This window comes from Staphylococcus caledonicus, from assembly GCF_016238465.1.
Taxonomy (GTDB): domain Bacteria; phylum Bacillota; class Bacilli; order Staphylococcales; family Staphylococcaceae; genus Staphylococcus; species Staphylococcus caledonicus.
Genome location: NZ_JABTXV010000002.1, coordinates 301176 through 320710, shown reverse-complemented (window position 1 = coordinate 320710; position 19535 = coordinate 301176). Strand labels below are relative to the sequence as shown.

Here is a 19535-nt window from a genome sequence, read left to right as displayed (position 1 = left end):
TTAAACTCCTGAATACGCATTAAATCCTCCATCTACTGGCAAGACCACACCATTAACGAAGCTTGACGCTTGGTCGCTTACTAAAAACAATAGTGCGCCTATAAGTTCTGAAGGTTCTCCAAAACGTCTTTGTGGTGTAGACTCAATAATTTTTGTAGCACGTTCTGAGTAACTGCCATCATTATTTAACAATAATCCTCTATTTTGATCTGTTAGTAAAAATCCAGGTGCTATCGCATTTACTCGTATATTGGTACGTGAGAAATAAACGCTTAACCATTGCGTAAAGTTACTAACTGCTGCCTTAGCTCCACTATATGCTGGTATTTTAGTTAATGGAGTAAAAGCATTCATTGAAGAGATGTTAATAATACTGGCGAAATCTTTATTAATCATATCTTTACTAAATACTTGAGTTGGTATAAATGTACCTTTGAAATTTAAATCAAATACAAAGCCGACGCTTTCTTCATCCAAACCATAAAAATCTTGTATAGATTCTTTATTATTATTATCAAAGTATTCATCGTCTGTAGTGCCTTTAGGATGATTTCCTCCAGCACCATTGATTAATATAGAAATTTCACCATATTGTTCGTTAATTTCTTTCTTAACTCTTTCCATATCTTTTCTAGAAGTAACATCGCCTTGGAAAAAACTAGCTTCTCCATTATCTTTCTTTATTGTTTCAATTAATTCGTTTCCTTTATCTTGTGTCAAACCAACTATAGCTACTTTTGCTCCACAACTTGCTAGAGCTTTTGACATTTCGGAACCGATAACACCTGAACCTCCAGTAATAACGGCTATTTTACCACTTAAATTTATTTCAAAAGGTAATCCCATTTTATTACACCCCTTAGTTAGATTTTGTTACTGCTTCGTATAATCCGATAAGATACGTTGCACCTAATGCACGGTCATATAAGCCATAGCCCGGTTTACCAGTTTCGCCCCATATCATTCGGCCATGGTCAGGTCTAATAGGCCCCTCATAATTAAACTCATGTAAAGCTTTTACTATTTCGTACATATCTAGCGAACCTTTAAATGAAGGATGGGCTGATTCTTGGAATGAGTTTGGACCAGTATGTTTGATATTGCGAGCATGGACGAAATGTACTCGATCTTTTTCGCCAAAATAGCGTAACATTTCAACAAAATCATTAGATTGATCTGCTCCAAGAGAGCCAGAACACATTGTTAGACCATTGCTTCTAGAATCATATAAATTAATAAAACGTTCTAAATTTTCTTTATTCGTGATAATTCTTGGTAGACCAAAAATACTCCATGGTGGATCGTCCGGATGTATTGCCATTAAAACATCTTCTTCTTCAGCTACAGGAATTATTTTTTTAATAAAATATTCTAAGTTAGACCATAACGCCTCTTCGTCGACATCATCATATTCATCTAACAAGGCATTTAAACTTTCTTTTGTATAACTTGAATCCCAACCAGGTAAAGCAAGTTCACCACTACGTGGGTTCATTTTATCTACGTCATTTTCATCGTAAATTAAGCATGTTGAACCATCCTCTAAACGATATTCTAGTTGAGAACGTGTCCAATCAAACACGGGCATAAAGTTATAACACACCGTTTTAATACCCTCAGATGATAAATTTCTCAATGTTTGACAGTAATTTTCAATATATTGTTCTCTAGTTGGCTTTCCTAATTTAATATCTTCATGCACAGGCACACTTTCAATTACTGATAATTCTAAACCTGCTTCTTCTATCTCGTTTTTTAGTGCCTTAATTTTTTCTTTAGGCCAAACTTCACCAACAGGCACATCATAAATTGCACTAACTATACCTTTCATTCCTGGTATTTGGCGTATTTGTTCTAACGTAATAGGATCATCAGAACCATACCATCGAAATGTCATTTTCATTTCAAATTACCCCCTTGTTTAAATTAAATTGAAATAATTATAAGCATTGTTATAACAAATATTTTGAATTAATTTTTTTAGCAACTCATTTTCATTAGGAATTTCACCTTTTTCAACTAAATCTCCTACAAAAGTACATAAGATTCTGCGGAAATAATCATGTCTTGAGTAAGAAATAAAACTTCTTGAATCAGTTAACATACCAACGAAATTCATTAATAATCCTTGGTCAGCAAGTGATGACATTTGGCGAAGCATGCCACGTTTAGTATCATTGAACCACCAGCCTGCGCCATGTTGTACTTTTCCTTTTATGCCCGCTTCTGTCTGAAAATTGGCTATTGCTGAACCCACAATATCGTTATAGATTGGGTTTAAATTGTAAATAATAGTTTTAGGCAAATGTCCTTCATATTCCATCATATTTAGTAAAGAATTTAAGTGGTAAGCTACATGGGTTTGATCTAAAATAGAATCAAAACCTGTATCTGGACCTAATTTTTCAAACATTTTAGTATTAGCATTTCTCAACGCTCCAAAATGAATTTGCATTGCCCAGCCTTTTTCATAATATTTTTTACTCAGTTCATTCAATACATAAGTTTGAAATTGAGCTTTATCTTTACTAGTTAATTCTTCTTTATTTATAGCTTTACTAAAAATGCGACTAACTTCTTCTTTTGTAAAATCTTCATAATGTAATATTGAAATACCATGATCTGACAATTTAGCACCTTTAGCATGAAAATAATCTATTCTATTAAATAAGGCTTTTATAAAGTCATCTTCAGTTTTTAATTGTTTATCTTCAACTTGTCCTAATTTTTCTAAAAAATTTAAGAAAGCCTGGTCTCCTATTTTGAAGACATCATCTGGTCTGAAAGCTGGTAGTACCGTTGTCTCAAAAGCGTCTTGTTTAGCAATATCATCATGATAATGTAAGTCATCGGTAGGGTTGTCTGTCGTACAAATTAATTTCACATTAGAATTAGTAATTAATGATTGGGTTGTTACGTGATTTTCTTCCAAATATTTGTTAGCCTCGTTGTATATTCGTTCAGCATTTTCTGAGGTTAGTAATTCATCAATGTTAAAGTACATTTTCAACTCTAAGTGTGACCAATGATACAAAGGATTCCCTACGCTGTTTTCAAGTGTTTCTGCCCATTTTATAAATTTTTCTTTATTAGAGGCATCTCCAGTAATATATCGTTCTTCAATACCTTGTCCTCTCATAGCACGCCATTTATAGTGATCTCCACTTAACCAAATGTCTACAATATCTTTAAAATGAACATTTTCAGCGATTTGCTTAGGGTCTAAATGACAATGGAAATCATATATTGGTAAATCTTTTGCATAATCGTTATATAATTTTTTACCTGTTTCATTATTCAACATAAAATCTTTATTTATAAATGCCATAAAACTTTTGCCTCCTTATTACAATTCATCTCTAAGTGTTAATTCTTTTACAATTTGTTTATGTCTTTTATCTGTTAATGGATAAGTAAAGAAGAAAATGATTAATGCTATTAAACTTATACTTCCTGGAATGACAAAGAATAATATTCTTAGTCCTTCTAAAGTTCCTGCTGATTGAGCAACGTTAGGTTGGTAGCCAATTAATGTAAGTGCAAGACCTGGTACAAAACCGGCAAGTGCTTGTGATAATTTCCGAGTGAAACTATAACTTGAATAAATTATGCCTTCAGTTCTTTTACCAGTCTTCCATTGTCCATATTCAACTACATCAGCTATAAACGCCCATGATACTGTAGTTGGTATAACTAAAAAGAAGTTTGAGAATGTATTTACAGTTAAAAAGCTAATATGTTGTTCTCCGAAGAAGAAATAATTTAAAAATTCGCATACTACAAAGCCAGCTATACCGATGATTGCAGTCATTTTTTTACCAAATTTTTTACTTAAGTAAGTCGTAAATATTAGTGCAGGGATTAGTGAAATAAAATTCAATGTACTTACTAATCCTACGAAGTTAGGTTCATTTAGTACATACTGGAAATAATATAATTGTGATGATTGTTTTAAAAATAATGCCATAATACTAAGTAATGTAAAGATAGCTAATGCTGCAAAGGCTCCATTTTTCAACACACCTGCAAAAGCATTTCCACTATCTTTTTTAACAGGCTGTTCACGTATTTCGCCTTTTTCTTTAGGTTCTAATTTCACATGTCGTTCCTTAACATTTTTATAGCAAATTAAATGTAATAAAACACCAACAATTGCTAGAGCAGCTACTACAACTGGATAACCCAGAGTATGACTGTTGAAAAGGTTAACCATTGGTACAACTACTATACCTGCAACAAATATTGCTCCTTGAGACCCTAAATTTCTAAAGACAGATAACTGTGTACGGTCATCTGCATTAAGTGTCATAGATGCTGAAAGAGAACCGTATGGAATGTTAACAACAGAATAGGCTAGGTTAAATAACATATACGTTCCAAAAGCCCATGCAATTTTTCCAGTATGACTCAAATCAGGAGATAAGAAGGTTATTACCGTTATAATTGCTAGCGGTAAAGTACCATACAGAATAAATGGACGGAATTTACCTTTTGGTCCAATTTTCTTTCTAGAATCAACAATTGTCCCGACTCCAGTATCAACAAAGGCATCAAATATTTTAGATATTAAAAAGACAAGACCGCCATAAAATGCTGATATTCCTAAAATGTCAGTGTAAAACTTCAATAAATAAATTTGTCCCATGTCGAACATCAGGCCATTTCCTAAATCCCCTAAGCCATAAGAAAGCTTTTCTTTAAACTTGAGTTTAGGTTGTTCAATATCTTTGAATTTTTTTACTTTTGGATTGCTATCGTGATTTACTTCAGTAGTCATATTTTCCCCTACTTTCTATCTCTTCATCTTTTTATATCTTGTGCAGTGGTTTGGATAGAATTGATAACTTCAAAATCTGAGGTAGTATGGTCTCCTTCAACGGTATGCTTATATAAAGCATTTTTAATTCCAAAATCAACAGTATCTTGTAAAGGAAGATGATTGATTAATCCATAGATTATTCCTACGCTAAATGAGTCTCCAGTTCCAACTCTATCTAAAATATCGACATCATATTTCTCAGATTGATATAGATGATTGCCATTATATATAAATCCTTGTAAGCGGTTTCTTGAACTGCTAAAATTTTTTCTTTGCGTAAATGCAATGTAGTTAATGTCATATTTTTCAGTAATTTCTTTTAAAATTGGTTTAAGTATTTTAATATCAGCTAAACGATTAAGACTATCCTTTTTATCTTCGTTATTATCATTAGGTAAAGACAATGGTTCATAGCCAAAGATTAAATTCACATATGGCAAGAGTTCAGACATCTTTTGTCGTGCGTAATCAAATTTCCATAAAGCTGCTCTAAAATTCAAATCACAACTTACAAATAATCTTTTCTGCTTGGCAACTTTTAATATTTGTAAAATACAATCAAACATCTCATCGTTGAGTGCAGGAGTTATACCAGTAAAGTGAAACCATTGGTGGTGGCTAAGTGCCTGTTCTATTTCATAATCTTCAAATCTTAGTTTAGAAAACACTGAGTTGGCACGATCATAAGTTACTTGTGATGGACGGACACTAAATCCCTTTTCTAGAAAATAAGTTCCCAGCCTACCTTCGCGTTGTTCAATAAAATCTGTATTTATATTGAATTTTCTTAAATTCATTAACACCGTATTACCTAACACATTAGAAGGTAGCCCAGTTAACATTGAAGTTTGGACTCCTAATGATGATAATCCCACAGCTACATTCATTTCTGCGCCCCCATAGTTGATGTCAAACTTAGTTGCATCTTCAATCTTTCCAAAACCTGGTGGTGATAGGCGCATCATAATTTCACCAAACGTTATTACTTTCACTTCCTCACCCTCTTACATCTTTTAATTTTTGTACAAATTGTTGAGTGTTTATTTTTACTTGATTGATGTTATCGTTAGCGTTTTTAGTAAGCGCGCTACCAATTCCAACTGCAAAGGCACCTTGCTGATACCACTCATGCATATTATCAATTGATACTCCACCTGAAGGCATCATTTCTACTTGTGGTAGCGGACCATGAACATTTTTAATGTATTTCGCACCTAGTAAATCTCCTGGGAACAGTTTAACTACGTCTACACCTGCTTTTAGTGCTTGCGTTATTTCTGTAACAGATCCACAACCTGGTAAATAAGGAGTGTTATATAAGTTGCACATCTCAGCAATTTTCACATCAAAATGTGGGCTGACAATATAAGATGCACCATTCATAATAGCCATTCTTGCCGTTACGTCATCTAAAACTGTTCCAGCACCAATAACGACTTCTTTGTCTTTATAATTCTCTTTTAATTCTTGAATAACTATTTCTGCTTGAGGAGTAGTGAAGGTAACTTCAATATTCAATATTCCGCCCTCAATAATTTGTTCTATATAGTCTAAAGCTTGCTTTTTAGACTTCCCTCTTACTACAGCAACCAAGTAGTTATCATGTAAGCTTTTTAAAGTATTAAATTTATTCATTCGCATCTTCCCCTTTCTCTCCTTTTTTCAGTTTCAATTTTAGAATTATATTTAGATTTTTCAATTAAATCTCTGAGGAGTAGCTATTTTAATAAAAAATGGGCATAAAAAAACACTTACATTTAAAGGCTATAAACCATTGATATGTAAGCGTTTTCTTTAAATATTGAAAATTTTCTTATTAATTACAATAATTCTAAATAATTCATTAAACCATGGATAATAAGTAGAAAATTTCAACCTATTTGTGTTAATTTGACCTTTTTTATAATTATTTTACCTTTTACTAAAATTTTAAGTTTCTATAGTTTGTTTTTAATATATTTTACCTGTTCTTTTTACGGTATTGATTTGGGGATAACCCGAAAATATTTTTAAAACACGTCGCAAAATAACTTTGTTGCTTAAAGCCGACATAATGTGCAATTTGCTCAATAGACATATCTGTATTTTTCAACAAATATTCGCCTTTACGTACTCTTTGCTCCGATAAAAACAATGATATAGTTACTCCTACTTCTTTTTTAAACGTTCTTGATAAATAAGCAGGTGATAATTCTACGCTCTTCGCTAAGTCTTCTAAAGTAATGTCACGACTTAAATGTAATTCCATATATTGAATCACTTTATTAATTTTAGAACTGTAATTTAAACTTTTAGTGCTTAAAGTTGTATTAGCATACTCTTCAATCATAGTTAAAGTTAAATTTTCAATTCCTTGCACGCTTGTTTCATCGTCAATCATCGTCGCATATTTGCCAGATAAAGCATCAACCGTTAATAAATTAACTCCGCTTCTTTCAATTGTCTTTCTACATAATGCATTCATTAAATAGGCAAAATATTTCATTGTAACAAACACATCATGCCCTCTACGTAAACCTGATATTTGAGAAGAAACTAATTTAAAGTATTTTAAAGCTTCTGAAGGATTGCCGTTTGCAACTTCGGTTAAAAATTGATTCTCTAGTTCGTATCTTTTCTCTAACTGTAGCAAAGTGTATTCATATTGCTCTGTTGCTTCAGAAAAGTTAGTACTTGAAATGTGAAAATTAAAGTCAATTTTTTCTACTAACTTATGATAAGATTTACCTTTTAAAAACTTATAAGCTAATCGCGTCGTTTTATCCACTTGTGTTTGAGGGCATAGTGGAATAGTAAGTAAATATTGTTTTAAAGCTTCAATTTTATCTACACCCATATTATTTTGTTGCAATAAATAATGACAGTCTTTATCACTTGGTCTTTTAGTCAAATATGGACCTACAACGATAACTTGCTTTACCTTTCTATATTTAAACATCATAAATTTAACATTAAATTTATTCGTATAAATATAGATATGATTACCATCCATATCATCAGTTAGCCTCTTAAGTTGATTCTTAAAATGCTTACTTCTCGTATTAGTGAAGGGCGTTTGAAGCCAATTACCTAATTTCCTTAATTCATAAAGATGAAAACTTTTAACTTGTAGATTAAAAAATTCAAGGGCATGTGCTTTTATCAATTCCATTTTACTTTTATCCATAAAAAACACCTCACCTAATTATAAACATATTCCTAAGTTCATAAGTTATATAATAAAAAAGAACGATGAAAGTTAATCCATCGTTCATATACATATTCAATTATTTTATTTTCATATTAGATATGATATACGAAGTATTGTTGGCGAGATTCCTAGGGGAACAGGGCTAGGCTAAGACCGTGGCTTAGCCAGTCCCCCTAAGAAAGCGAGCCAATCAATACGGAGTATTGGTGATAAAAATTATTTATCTTACTTTAAATTATACTAATGTACATCTTTTAAGATGCCGTAAATGCCGTGTTCGTGTTGTGGCATTGGTTTGGTACTTTTATTAAATGTTACGACGCTTTCATTATCTATATGATAAATAATCATGTCATTATCTGTAATATTGTCGTATTCATCGGCATTTATTTCAATAATATTTTGTTTTGATATAACATTATCAAACCAGCGTGGGCTATGATTGTCATCAAATAAGATATGGTTACGTAACGGTCCATTTAAATTATTGCGTGCTTGTTCATCGGTAAATGAGACAGGCATCATACTAACATTGTTCAAACCAAACTCAGGAACAAGCTCATTAAATGCTAAACTATTGAAAATAAAGGACTTAGTCATCAATAAACATTTACTATAATGAATTAAATCTGCTGAGAGACGATCACTACTTGATAATAAATGTCCTCTAAATACCTCAAATCCTAATTCTTTCGCATCTTCTGAAGATTCATCGAAAAGATTAAACACCATTACGGGAATCTCGTGTTCACGTAACTTTTTCCCTAAATGGAATGAGAATTCGCTTTCCCCTACTAATATCACACCAGGTGGTTCCGTACTAGCTAACCCAAGTAATTTACTCAATGGCGTAAAACTAAAACCATAAATGACTACGGTAATAAAGACTAAGCCGAACGTCACTGGCGTAATGTAACTCGCCATTTTGACATTATCTTCTAAAAATAAGCTACTGAAAAATTGTGCTACAGTAAGCACTACGATGCCTTTTGGTGCCATCATTGCGACAATTGCACGTTCTTTTTTAGTAATTTCAGTCCCAATTGTTGATAACAACACTGAAATTGGACGCACAAGAACGATCATCACAATCGCAAATACTAATAATTGCCATGATAAAACATGCATAAGCACAGATGACGTCAGTGATGATGTAATTAAAATAAAGACTGTTGAAACCAATATAGATGACGTATTTTCAATAAAATGATCGGATTCTTTGAAAATTAAGTCATGACGTTTATAGTGTGCCATCATTAATCCGAAAATGGTCACCGCTAATAATCCAGATTCTTGAAGTATCTGGTCACAAATACTAAATACCAACAAGATGAAAACGAGTTGTATAGATGGCATTAATGTTTGTGGAATTAAATCTCGTTGAATCAACCAATTGAATATAAATGATGCACCAAATCCAATTATAGCAATGGCAATCATTTGTAAGATAAAGACGAAAATAAGTTGAAAACCAAAGCCTTCACCTATGATTTGATAAACGTAGAATGCGGTAAGTGCTAAAATTGGCCCCATTGGATCCAAAATAATACTTTCCCAACGTAATATTGAATCGACACTTTTACGCACCTTCGCTTGTTTCAGTAAAGGTTGAATAACAGTGGGACCAGTGATTAAAAAGAGTCCTCCCATGGCCATGGCTACAGAAATTGGAAAATCTAATATCTTATGTAATGCGATGGCGCCAAGTATCCAAGCTAACACGGCTCCTATAGTAATAATACGGATAACTGCTTTGGAAATACCTCTTAACTCGCGGAAATCTAAGTTACTGCTTCCTTCAAACAGAATGACTGCTACGGCTATCGATACAATAGGACTGAACACTTCAGAACCCAATGTAGCTTCGGGGTTAGCTAAACCTAAAATAGGTCCTACTAATAATCCAACAATCGACATGACTACAATTGAAGGCCATTTAATACGGTCTGCTAACCATTGACTGAAAATACCTAGTGCTAGAAAGAGTACAATGACTAGCATGACAGGTAAATCTAGTGACATACCTACACCTTCCTCAATAATTTCAAGTTTTGTTTAATACTTGCCATACTACCAAACTTTGTTTAAGACTGCATTACTATTTTACAACACTTTGGTTAATGACCTCACACAAAAAACATTGTTCATGTGGAATGAACTTACTATTTATTTTTAAGTCATTTTCGGCTAAAATAAGTTATTGCGTCTTACATATATAAAAATAATAATTGAAAGGACTTTTCAAAGTGCAACAATTTAAAGAGGCCATGATGGTGGCTTTCGCCTTTGTCGGTGTCGTAGTTGGCGCTGGATTCGCTACTGGGCAAGAAATTTTCCAGTTCTTTACTAGTAATGGAAGCTTTAGTGTTCCAGGTATTATCATTACCGGAGCAATTGTGACGCTCGGTGGCATATTTGTATTAAACACTGGTTACATCTTAAAATCTCATAACCATTCTGAATCTATCCACTATTACTTACACCCGATTATTGCGCGTATATTTGATATTATTCTTACAATTTTTCTGTTTTCGCTTGCAATCATCATGACTGCTGGCGGAGCATCTACTATACATGAAAGTTTTGGTTTACCTTATTGGCTAAGTTCATTACTTCTTGTAGTAATGATTTTAGTCACTTTATTTTTAAAATTTGATCGACTTATTACAGTACTTGGTATCGTGACACCATTTTTAGTTATTGTAGTAACTATTATCGCTATTTATTATTTTTCAACAGGTTCACTTAATTTCGATAGTGCAAATCAATTTTCAGAACATCACCATGCGCTTTCACTTGGTTGGTGGTTTGACGGTATTAATTACGCCAGTCTCCAAATTGCTGCAGCGTTTAGCTTTTTAAGTGTAATGGGCGGTCGTATGCATCATCAACGTTCTGGCCTATGGGGTGGCTTAATTGGTGGTCTCATCATTACGTTTCTACTTTTAATGATTAATTTAGGGCTCATCACTGAATTTAACGAGATTAAATCGGTTGCTTTACCAACTTTATTACTAGCCCATCATATTTCGCCTATATTAGGAACAATTATGTCGATTATTATGATTCTGGTTATCTATAATACAATTGTGGGCCTTATGTACGCCTTCGCTTCACGTTTTACAGAGCCATTTTCAACATCGTACTTCGTATTAATCATTATTATGGCAATCGTTACATTCATTTGTACATTTATCGGTTTCATTTCATTAATTGGAAAAGTCTTCCCAATTATGGGATTATTCGGTTTCATACTCCTTATCCCAATTATGTATCGAGGCTTTTTAAATTTGAAATCTTTCAAAAAATAACTTAATAAATTAAAAAATCTAGCGCATCGATATGTGCTAGATTTTCTTATATCTAATTCAATTTTAAGGGCGTTAAATGTGATTCAATTTCGTAGCGTCGGTCTTTATAAAATGGCGGTAGTTGTAAGTGTGTGCCTAGGTTTTCTATATCTTCGTCAATCGTAAATCCAGGGCCAGCCGTCGCAAATTCAAAGACTAAATGTCCAGGTTCTTTCATATAGATAGCGTGGAAGTAGAAGCGCTCTTTGACCTCTGTAACGTTCAAACCCTTATTTTTAAAATGATGTTGCCATGCGACATGTTCATCATTATTTGGAACCGACCAGGCAATATGATGGAAGATACCCACACCCCAGCGTCTAAGTTTTTCAGGCGCTACCTTTTCAACGATGACTTGATGATGTACTTCACCTACAGTTTGATATTGCACATTATCTTCAGTTGTTGTCACGTATTCTAATTGTAAATCCTTTTGTAACAAGCCTGTTGTTGCTTCTGGGTTCGCTGATAACATTGTTACGCCATGAAATCCCATAATATCGCTCGTATCTCGTTCTTCTTCACTCTCTACTAATGCGAGTGTTAACCCATGGATATCTTCAAATTCAAGTGTTGCTTGATTGAAGGTGTGCGTTTGACGCGTTTTGACTCCTTGGGCATTAAGGTACATTTCCCACTCGGCCATGCTATCTTTTGGAATTCTAAACGCTAGACGCCCTATTTGTCCTGCACCTATACGTCCTTTGTATTGATTTGGCCAGTTAAAGAATGTTAATACCATGTCGCTATTGGTTTTATGATTGGAAAAGTATAAGTGATATATTTTAGTGTCATCGTAGTTTACCGTCTGTTTAATCAATGTTAATTTCAATATCTTCGTATAGAAATCGTACGTTTCTTGCGCGTCGCCGACAATTGCAGAAATATGATGAATATGAGTAATCGGTTCCATCGTTAGAGCCTCCTGATTTTTTATGCTCGCTAATTATTTCGATTTCGAGATAAATATATTTAAAAAGATAAGCGCACAGACTTATACGTCAGTCGTTTGTGCACTTAATTTCTTGAATGCCTGTTGTAATATAGTTAATTCCTCATCTGTTAAGACAGAGAAAGCTTCTTCTAATGTGGCTGCGTGTTGTGGAAATATCTTAGCCATAAATTGTTGCCCTTTGTCTGTAAGTGTTGCATTATAGACGCGTTTATCGCAGGAATCTTTGTCGCGTATAATCCAGCCCTTTTCTTCAAGTTGCGTGACCACATACGAAATACTACTACTTGCGATGAGTACCCTTTCTCTAATACGTTGTATAGGTTGCGGTCCTTTGTTGTAAAGTAATTCTAATACCGCAAATTCAGTGACATTTAGTCCATAATTTTGAACATCTTGTTTTACAATTTTTTCCAATGTATCTAATGAACGATTTAATCCTATAAATGCGTTTAAGGAATATTGTGTTCTATCCATTATGTCACCCACTTTATATTATTTCGATTTCGAGATAAATTATACACTTTGTTGATATAAACGTCAACGTTTTGATTTAGTCTATTTTTCTTGAAAATGAAGTCCCTAATCGTCTGCATATGTGGGCTCCCTTTTCAAAAATAAGAATGAAAGCAAGACTTTCAGGGAATACTATCTTTGGAGGTGTCACAAATGACCAATCAATTATTTATTAACAATGAATTTGTAGCAAGCAAATCTAACGAAACAATGGACGTTATCAATCCAGCTACGGGTGAAACAATTGATACCATTACATTTGCGACTGAAGAAGAAGTGAACGAAGCGATAGAAAAATCTAAGCATGCGCAACGTGAGTGGGAACAAGTCCCTGCCCCAACACGTGCTGAACATGTTAAACTATTAATTCCATTATTGGAACAGAATAAAGACGAGTTAGCCAATTTATATGTTAAAGAGCAAGGTAAAACGCTCGCTCAGGCAGAAGGTGAAATTGATAAAGCCGTTCAATTTATCGATTATATGACAAGCCTAAGCATGAGTAATAAAGGCGAAGTCTTACAAAATAGTGTCTCAAATGAAACAATTCAACTAACGAAAAAGCCAATTGGAGTAACGGCAGGCATTGTACCGTGGAATGCGCCGATTATGGTATTAATGCGTAAAGTGATTCCGGCACTAGTGACTGGCTGTTCTGTGGTAATTAAACCAAGTGAAGAAACGACTCTACTTACATTGAGATTAGCAGAACTCTTCCGTGCGTCAACGATTCCAGCAGGCTTAGTTCAAATCTTGCCAGGTACAGGCGAAACGGTAGGTACTCAACTTGCTAGTCATAAAGATATTCAAATGATTTCTTTAACTGGCAGTATGCGTGCCGGTAAATCAGTGTACCAACATGCGGCGGATACTGTGAAGAAAGTGAATTTAGAATTAGGCGGTAATGCGCCAGTATTGATTACACCTCATGCCGATTTAGATAAAGCAGTTGATTATATTGTGACTGCTCGCATTAACAATGCCGGCCAAGTATGTACGTGTCCTGAACGTATCTTCGTTCATAAAGATGTGCACGATCAATGGATTGAAAAAGTAAAACAACGTATGAGCGACCTTCAAGTAGGCGATCCATTCGATAACAATACAGATTACGGTGCTATTATTAACCAACAACAATTAGACAGCATTGATGATAAAGTACAAGAAGCAGTGAACAATGGTGCTAAGTTGGTATTAGGTGGTCATAAATTAGATTGTCCAGGTTTCTTCTATGCACCGACGATTTTAGACAATGTTAAAACAGATGACCGAGCGTTTAAAGAAGAAATATTTGGTCCAGTATTAGCTATCACAACATACAGTGACTTTGATGAAGCCATCGAAGCTGCTAACGATACCAATGCAGGGCTATCTTCATATATCTTCTCTGATAACCTACAAGAAGTGATGACGGCGACTGAACGTTTAAAATTTGGCGAAGTTTACGCCAACTGCGAAGCTGAAGAAGTCGTTAATGGCTATCACGCAGGTTGGAGAGAATCTGGTCTTGGAGGCGCAGACGGCATCCATGGCTTTGAAGAATATTACAATACAACAGTAAGTTATATTAGATGGTAAAATAGTTGGTCTCAAAATGACATTTTAAATATAAAACTTTAAATCCCTTATTCCATTAAGTTGGAGTAAGGGATTTTTATAGTATCATTTTGGTTTGCATAGGAGTTTATAGGATTGGACTCGCACTAAATGGTTGTGCCGCTTCTTATTTATTTAAGGCTTTGTCGAGAGATTGAATATTTTTCTTCATAACAGATTGGAATGTAAGCGACTCATCATTCGCTTGTGATTTAGATAATACTGATAAATTATTAAAGCTCACAGGTTCCGCATTGGTTTCATCACGTATAATATCCGTGATTTTTGAAGTGATGTTTTGTTCGTATAAGATGTACGGTTGTTTCGTATTATTAATATTTTTAACTAACGCTAGAATATCTTTCTGACTAGGTTCTTCATTATTCATACCACTGACGCCCTCTTGTTCGAAGTGATAACGATGCGCTAAATAGCCTAATGAATCATGTGAAATCACTACTTTATCACGTTTTGGATTAGCTGTGATTTGTTTTAACTTTTTATCTAAATCTGTTAAATCTTTATCTAGTTTTTTATAGTTCTGTTCATAATACGCTTTATGGTCAGGGTCTCTTTTAACTAAATCATTTTTAATTTTCTCGCTCATTTGTTTATCTAACACTGGATCTAGCCACACGTGTGGGTCATGACTTTCTTTTTCGTGACTATGATGCTCATGTTCGTGTTCATCGTGGTCATGGTCTTCTTCTAATAGTTCATCATGATTCAATCCCTCAGCTACCGCTAATTTCATATCATCATTGTTCATAGATTTTGTAATCTTTTTAGCGACTGAATCTAAGTCATCACTTGAGTAGATAAACAAATCACTTTTCGCGATATTAATCATATCTCTTTGCGAAGGCTCGTATGTATGTGTATCTGCGCCTGGAGGATAAATCGTATCTACATTCACATATTTACCGCCAATTTGCTTCGTAAAGCTTTCAAAGGCGAAGACGGTAGTATAAATATTAAGTTTATTTTTAGTAGTTATTTTATCTTTCCCATTATGTGTATAGTGTCCTGAGCTACATGCCGTTAAGGCGACACTTACACATACGACTAGTACGATATAGACCAACTTTTTCACAACGAGCCCTCCAGAGCGTAATAATTTCGTTCTCAACTATATCTATTCTACCCTAGAATTGCAATATGTATAGGTAGATTAACTTCGATATTATTTATAATTTAATATAATTTTTATACAATGTTTTAATTTTCTGGAAAAGTGATACATAATACTATGATATTATTAAGGAGTGAATTTTCATGGCTGAAGAAATTAAACAAGGTAATAACAAATTTTACGTTGGCGAAGATGAAAATAACGCACAAGCAGTAATCACTTTCAAACAAGTGGATAATAATGAAATCGATATTGATCATACTGGCGTAGCTGATGAATTAGGTGGTCAAGGTTTAGGTAAAAAATTAGTAGAAGCAGTTGTTGAACATGCACGTAAAAACAACTTGAAAATTATCGCATCTTGTCCATTTGCGAAAGATGTATTAGAGAAAAATAAAGATTACCAAGACGTATACTTTGGTTAATCAAATTTAGGAAGAATTTTCCGAACATAGGCGTAGAGATGATTCAATTATGAGTCGTCTCTACGTCTTTTTTATCAATACTCCGTTATTCGCGCGTGGTTTTAACTTAAAAAACTTAAAAACACCTTTTCATAATTTAATAAATACTATTACATCAACGTTATCTATTTGTATAAAAGGTATAACGACCCTTGATTTACACTTTTAATAGAAATTGATGTCTTCATCCATATCTATCGTCATATTTTATTAATCGGTTGTATTGATATCTCAACTTCTTTTTTAACTTCCTAAACAATGTGCTTGCTTATTTTTTATCATAGTAGTATATTTATTATACTTAATATAAATAATAGATAAAGATGAGGTTTCATCTTAGGAGGCACTTTACTATGAATGCATTTCATACTACTAAAGCTACACAAGTTACTAACATTACATTAAACGTTGAAGATTTAAATAAAATGACACAGTTTTACTCAAATATTTTAGGCTTTTCAATTAAAGAACAAGATGATCAACACACTGTATTTAATATCGGTGCACATGGACATACATTAACTTTAAACTACTTAGCTGACGGACGCCGTCAAGGGTTCAGAGAAGCTGGTCTCTTCCACATTGCCTATCTTTTACCTACACGAGCTGATTTAGCGAACTTCTTATATCATGCAAGTCGCTTAAATATACGTGTTGGTGGTGGCGATCACTTAGTTAGTGAAGCATTATATTTAGCTGATCCTGAAGGCAATGGCATTGAAGTCTATCAAGACCGTCCAAACGAAGACTGGCAATGGGATGGCAATTACGTCAAAATGGATACTCTAGAAGTGGATGCGGATGACTTAATCGATCAACGCACAGAAGAAGGTTGGCAAGGTTGGCCTGAAGATGGCATGATTGGTCACTTACACCTTAAAACACATGATTTAGGACAAGCACGTGACTTTTATATTGAACAAATTGGTTTAGAACATATTTCTAATTACCCACAAGCTTTATTCATGTCTATTGAAAAATATCATCATCACATTGCCACAAACACTTGGCAGTCTAGTGAAGTAAGAACAGACAATGAACACACTTATGGCTTAGCACATTTTGATATTTATAAACCAGATATGGAAGAAACTCATTTAACCTCACCAGAAGGTTTCGACGTAACTGTTCATAGCGATACTAGCGTCGTGCCAGGCTAATTTAAAACTATATATTCTTTATTCCTAATCATTCTTCACCGAGCGGGGCAGCGAAATCTTTGAAATTACATTAGATTTCTGTCGCCGCTCTTTTTTATGTAGATAACTATAAGTTTAATTTTCCATATATCTGTTCAAAGGATTTTTTGATAATTCAATAACTAATTGTTTTAATGGACCAGTACGCATTAATGTATACAACAAGTTTCCTAGCTCATCTTCTGACACTCTATTAGGGTCTAAAACCCAGAATTTGATTGTAGAAATCATCGCACCAGATATAAATATATGAAAATATCTAAACGGTATATTATTGATGTTACTTTTCTTTTGTAAAATAGTCATTAAGTTTCTTGTAATCATTTCAGATAATTTGTCTTCTATTAAACTTTGTCTTTTCATACTAAACAAAACTTGATATATTTCTATGTTATTTGAAATAAGTTGAATCACGCTTTCGGGCACACCTTGAAGTAATTGTCTTAAATCATCTTCCTCTTTTATATTAGGTTGTCTTAACTTTTCATAATCAATTTTACTTTTCAAACGTTGAATCTCTTGGTCTTCTAGTCTGTTTAGTAAATCGTATTTATCTTGATAATATTTATAAAAAGTAGCTCGATTAATATCTGCCTCGTCTGCAATTTGTTGAATAGTGATATCTTCTAAATTATAGCTTTTTAACAATTGAATAAATGCATTTTCAATACTATTAATTGTTCTTTTAACTCTACGGTCCATAGTATCACTCCTACATGTCTTATAATCTTCATCTAAAATAATAATGTCAGTTTTAATATTTTTATACATAAAAACAACTACAATTTCTTTTATTTTGTTGCTTAACATTCACATACGTGCTGATTGCTTATTGAACCTATTTCATAGGTGATTATAATAACAATTAGTATATTAAGCAACAAAGTGTTGCGTAAAAAAGGAGATATAAATATGAAAAAGAAATTAGTGTGGTTTATTCCGGTAGCAATAGTATTGCTTCTTATAATTTTAGCAACAGCCTTTTACCCTGCTTACAACCCGAAACCAAAAGATATACCTATGGCGATTTTAAATGAGGATAAAGGAATAGAAGTTCAAGGTAAAACTACTAATATAGGAAAGAGTTTCGCGGAGAAATTATCAAAAAGTAACAATGAAGCAATGAATTGGAAAATAGTGGATAACAGAAAAGATCTTAACAAGGGGTTAAAAAACAATGACTATGTAGGGGCTATCGTTTTTGATAAAAACTTTTCTAAAAATGCAATCAGTAATGCACAAAATAAAATTATGAAAGATAAACAGAAAGAAATGAAAAAGAAAATAGAAAGTGGTGAATTATCTGCTACACAAATTAAAGTACTACAACAAAAACAAGGTGGGCCTTCTCCAGAAATCCCACAACCAAAGCAAGCTAAAATAGAAACTATCATCAATCAAGGTGGTAATTCACAAATATCTAATGTCGCACAACAAGCTTTAAATAAAATCACAGACCAATTAAATAATAAGATAAGTGAAAAAAATGTAAAATTATTGGCGGATAATCACATTGATGTGCCAAGTGATCAATATAATAAATTTATGAATCCTGTAAAAATTGATACTACTATTTTAAATAAAGTTAAAGACCACCAAGGTAATGGTAATGCCGCTTCTGCCATGTTCACTCCCGTATGGTTAGCGTCTATGATTATGGCAATTCTATCTTATCTTGTATATAAAAATAGAAATAAATTAGAGACTCATAAAGACAAAGTATGGTTCATAAGTAAACTTATATTCTCAGTAGTAATAGGCGCTTTTGCCGGTGCATTTATCTATGTATATTATACAGGAACTGTGTTAAATTTTGATTTTAATCAACCTGTAGCAACAGCTGTTTATATTGCCCTTGCGTTATTAGGATTTTCATCTCTTCTTATTGGTTTCATGGCATGGATAGGACTAGGAGCTATCCCACTCTTTATATTATTTTTATTCTTTACTATACAATCTGTTATGCTTCCAAAAGCAATGGTTCCAGAGTTTTATCAAAATTATATCATTCCATGGAACCCATTCTATCACTATGTTGCAACACTTAAAGGTCTATTATATGAAAATACTGATCTTTTAATGAATGGCACAATATGGATGTTTATCGTATTTATATTATTTGGTTTAATCTCATTAATAATAGCCGTTTATGTAAAAAACAAAAAATTACCAACCAAATGATAGCTCCTTTAAATATAATTGAAAGTTTAGTGAGCAGTTTGATTTCACTATCTTGAATTGCCGTTTACAATAGTCTTTCAATTAAATTAATTTGATGATTCAATTGATGGAACATGAATTACTTTCAACCAAGATA

General features: G+C 33.3%; 17 protein-coding genes. 5 read left to right on the top strand and 12 right to left on the bottom strand.

Annotated features, from left to right (window positions below):
* The 8 genes from HS848_RS08155 to HS848_RS08120 all read right to left on the bottom strand — a co-directional run bounded on the left by HS848_RS08155 (nucleotide 1) and on the right by HS848_RS08120 (nucleotide 10031).
* Nucleotides 1-846: an SDR family oxidoreductase gene (locus HS848_RS08155; protein ID WP_198611946.1), complete on the bottom strand. Its 846-nt coding sequence runs from the start codon at nucleotides 844-846 to the stop codon at nucleotides 1-3.
* A gap of 13 nt (nucleotides 847-859) precedes the next feature.
* Entirely contained in the window at nucleotides 860-1903 is a 1044-nt protein-coding gene (gene uxuA, locus HS848_RS08150; protein ID WP_198611945.1) for a mannonate dehydratase, read from the bottom strand.
* 18 nt (nucleotides 1904-1921) lie between these two features.
* Complete coding sequence (gene uxaC, locus HS848_RS08145; protein ID WP_198611944.1) at nucleotides 1922-3328, bottom strand: glucuronate isomerase; 1407 nt, start codon at nucleotides 3326-3328, stop codon at nucleotides 1922-1924.
* 18 nt (nucleotides 3329-3346) lie between these two features.
* A complete protein-coding gene (locus HS848_RS08140; RefSeq protein ID WP_198611943.1) occupies nucleotides 3347-4777 on the bottom strand; it encodes an MFS transporter in 1431 nt (476 codons plus the stop codon).
* A 23-nt stretch (nucleotides 4778-4800) separates the two neighbouring features.
* Complete coding sequence (locus HS848_RS08135; protein ID WP_198611942.1) at nucleotides 4801-5811, bottom strand: PfkB family carbohydrate kinase; 1011 nt, start codon at nucleotides 5809-5811, stop codon at nucleotides 4801-4803.
* A 4-nt stretch (nucleotides 5812-5815) separates the two neighbouring features.
* Nucleotides 5816-6454 carry a bifunctional 2-keto-4-hydroxyglutarate aldolase/2-keto-3-deoxy-6-phosphogluconate aldolase gene (locus HS848_RS08130; RefSeq protein ID WP_107508026.1) on the bottom strand — a complete coding sequence of 213 codons (639 nt, stop codon included), beginning with the start codon at nucleotides 6452-6454 and terminating at the stop codon, nucleotides 5816-5818.
* A 325-nt stretch (nucleotides 6455-6779) separates the two neighbouring features.
* Nucleotides 6780-7985, bottom strand: coding sequence for an AraC family transcriptional regulator (locus HS848_RS08125; RefSeq protein WP_198611941.1), 1206 nt, complete (start codon nucleotides 7983-7985; stop codon nucleotides 6780-6782).
* A gap of 264 nt (nucleotides 7986-8249) precedes the next feature.
* The gene (locus HS848_RS08120; RefSeq protein ID WP_198611940.1) at nucleotides 8250-10031 is read right to left on the bottom strand and encodes a cation:proton antiporter; all 1782 of its coding nucleotides are present in this window, start codon (nucleotides 10029-10031) and stop codon (nucleotides 8250-8252) included.
* A gap of 245 nt (nucleotides 10032-10276) precedes the next feature.
* On the opposite strand from HS848_RS08120, the gene HS848_RS08115 reads away from it, so the two are divergent.
* Nucleotides 10277-11320, top strand: coding sequence for a YkvI family membrane protein (locus HS848_RS08115; RefSeq protein WP_232806148.1), 1044 nt, complete (start codon nucleotides 10277-10279; stop codon nucleotides 11318-11320).
* A gap of 52 nt (nucleotides 11321-11372) precedes the next feature.
* Here HS848_RS08115 and HS848_RS08110 read toward each other — a convergent pair whose 3' ends face one another.
* Nucleotides 11373-12272 carry a VOC family protein gene (locus HS848_RS08110; RefSeq protein WP_198611938.1) on the bottom strand — a complete coding sequence of 300 codons (900 nt, stop codon included), beginning with the start codon at nucleotides 12270-12272 and terminating at the stop codon, nucleotides 11373-11375.
* Nucleotides 12273-12353: 81 nt separating this feature from the next.
* The gene (gene mhqR / locus HS848_RS08105) at nucleotides 12354-12788 is read right to left on the bottom strand and encodes a MarR family transcriptional regulator MhqR (protein ID WP_107508021.1); all 435 of its coding nucleotides are present in this window, start codon (nucleotides 12786-12788) and stop codon (nucleotides 12354-12356) included.
* Nucleotides 12789-12980: 192 nt separating this feature from the next.
* Between mhqR and aldA the strand changes: the two genes are divergently transcribed.
* The gene (gene aldA / locus HS848_RS08100; RefSeq protein ID WP_198611937.1) at nucleotides 12981-14405 is read left to right on the top strand and encodes an aldehyde dehydrogenase; all 1425 of its coding nucleotides are present in this window, start codon (nucleotides 12981-12983) and stop codon (nucleotides 14403-14405) included.
* Between the two features lie 145 nt (nucleotides 14406-14550).
* Here aldA and HS848_RS08095 read toward each other — a convergent pair whose 3' ends face one another.
* Nucleotides 14551-15516 (bottom strand): metal ABC transporter solute-binding protein, Zn/Mn family, encoded by a 966-nt coding sequence (locus tag HS848_RS08095; protein ID WP_198611936.1) that lies wholly within the window; start codon nucleotides 15514-15516, stop codon nucleotides 14551-14553.
* Between the two features lie 182 nt (nucleotides 15517-15698).
* Here HS848_RS08095 and HS848_RS08090 point away from each other — a divergent pair, with 182 nt between their 5' ends.
* Entirely contained in the window at nucleotides 15699-15980 is a 282-nt protein-coding gene (locus HS848_RS08090) for a GNAT family N-acetyltransferase (protein ID WP_107508018.1), read from the top strand.
* A 392-nt stretch (nucleotides 15981-16372) separates the two neighbouring features.
* Nucleotides 16373-17179 (top strand): VOC family protein, encoded by an 807-nt coding sequence (locus HS848_RS08085; protein ID WP_198611935.1) that lies wholly within the window; start codon nucleotides 16373-16375, stop codon nucleotides 17177-17179.
* Nucleotides 17180-17293: 114 nt separating this feature from the next.
* Here HS848_RS08085 and HS848_RS08080 read toward each other — a convergent pair whose 3' ends face one another.
* Entirely contained in the window at nucleotides 17294-17920 is a 627-nt protein-coding gene (locus HS848_RS08080) for a TetR/AcrR family transcriptional regulator (protein WP_198611934.1), read from the bottom strand.
* A gap of 210 nt (nucleotides 17921-18130) precedes the next feature.
* Between HS848_RS08080 and HS848_RS08075 the strand changes: the two genes are divergently transcribed.
* Nucleotides 18131-19399 (top strand): ABC transporter permease, encoded by a 1269-nt coding sequence (locus HS848_RS08075; RefSeq protein ID WP_198611933.1) that lies wholly within the window; start codon nucleotides 18131-18133, stop codon nucleotides 19397-19399.
* The last annotated feature ends 136 nt before the right edge of the window (nucleotides 19400-19535 follow it).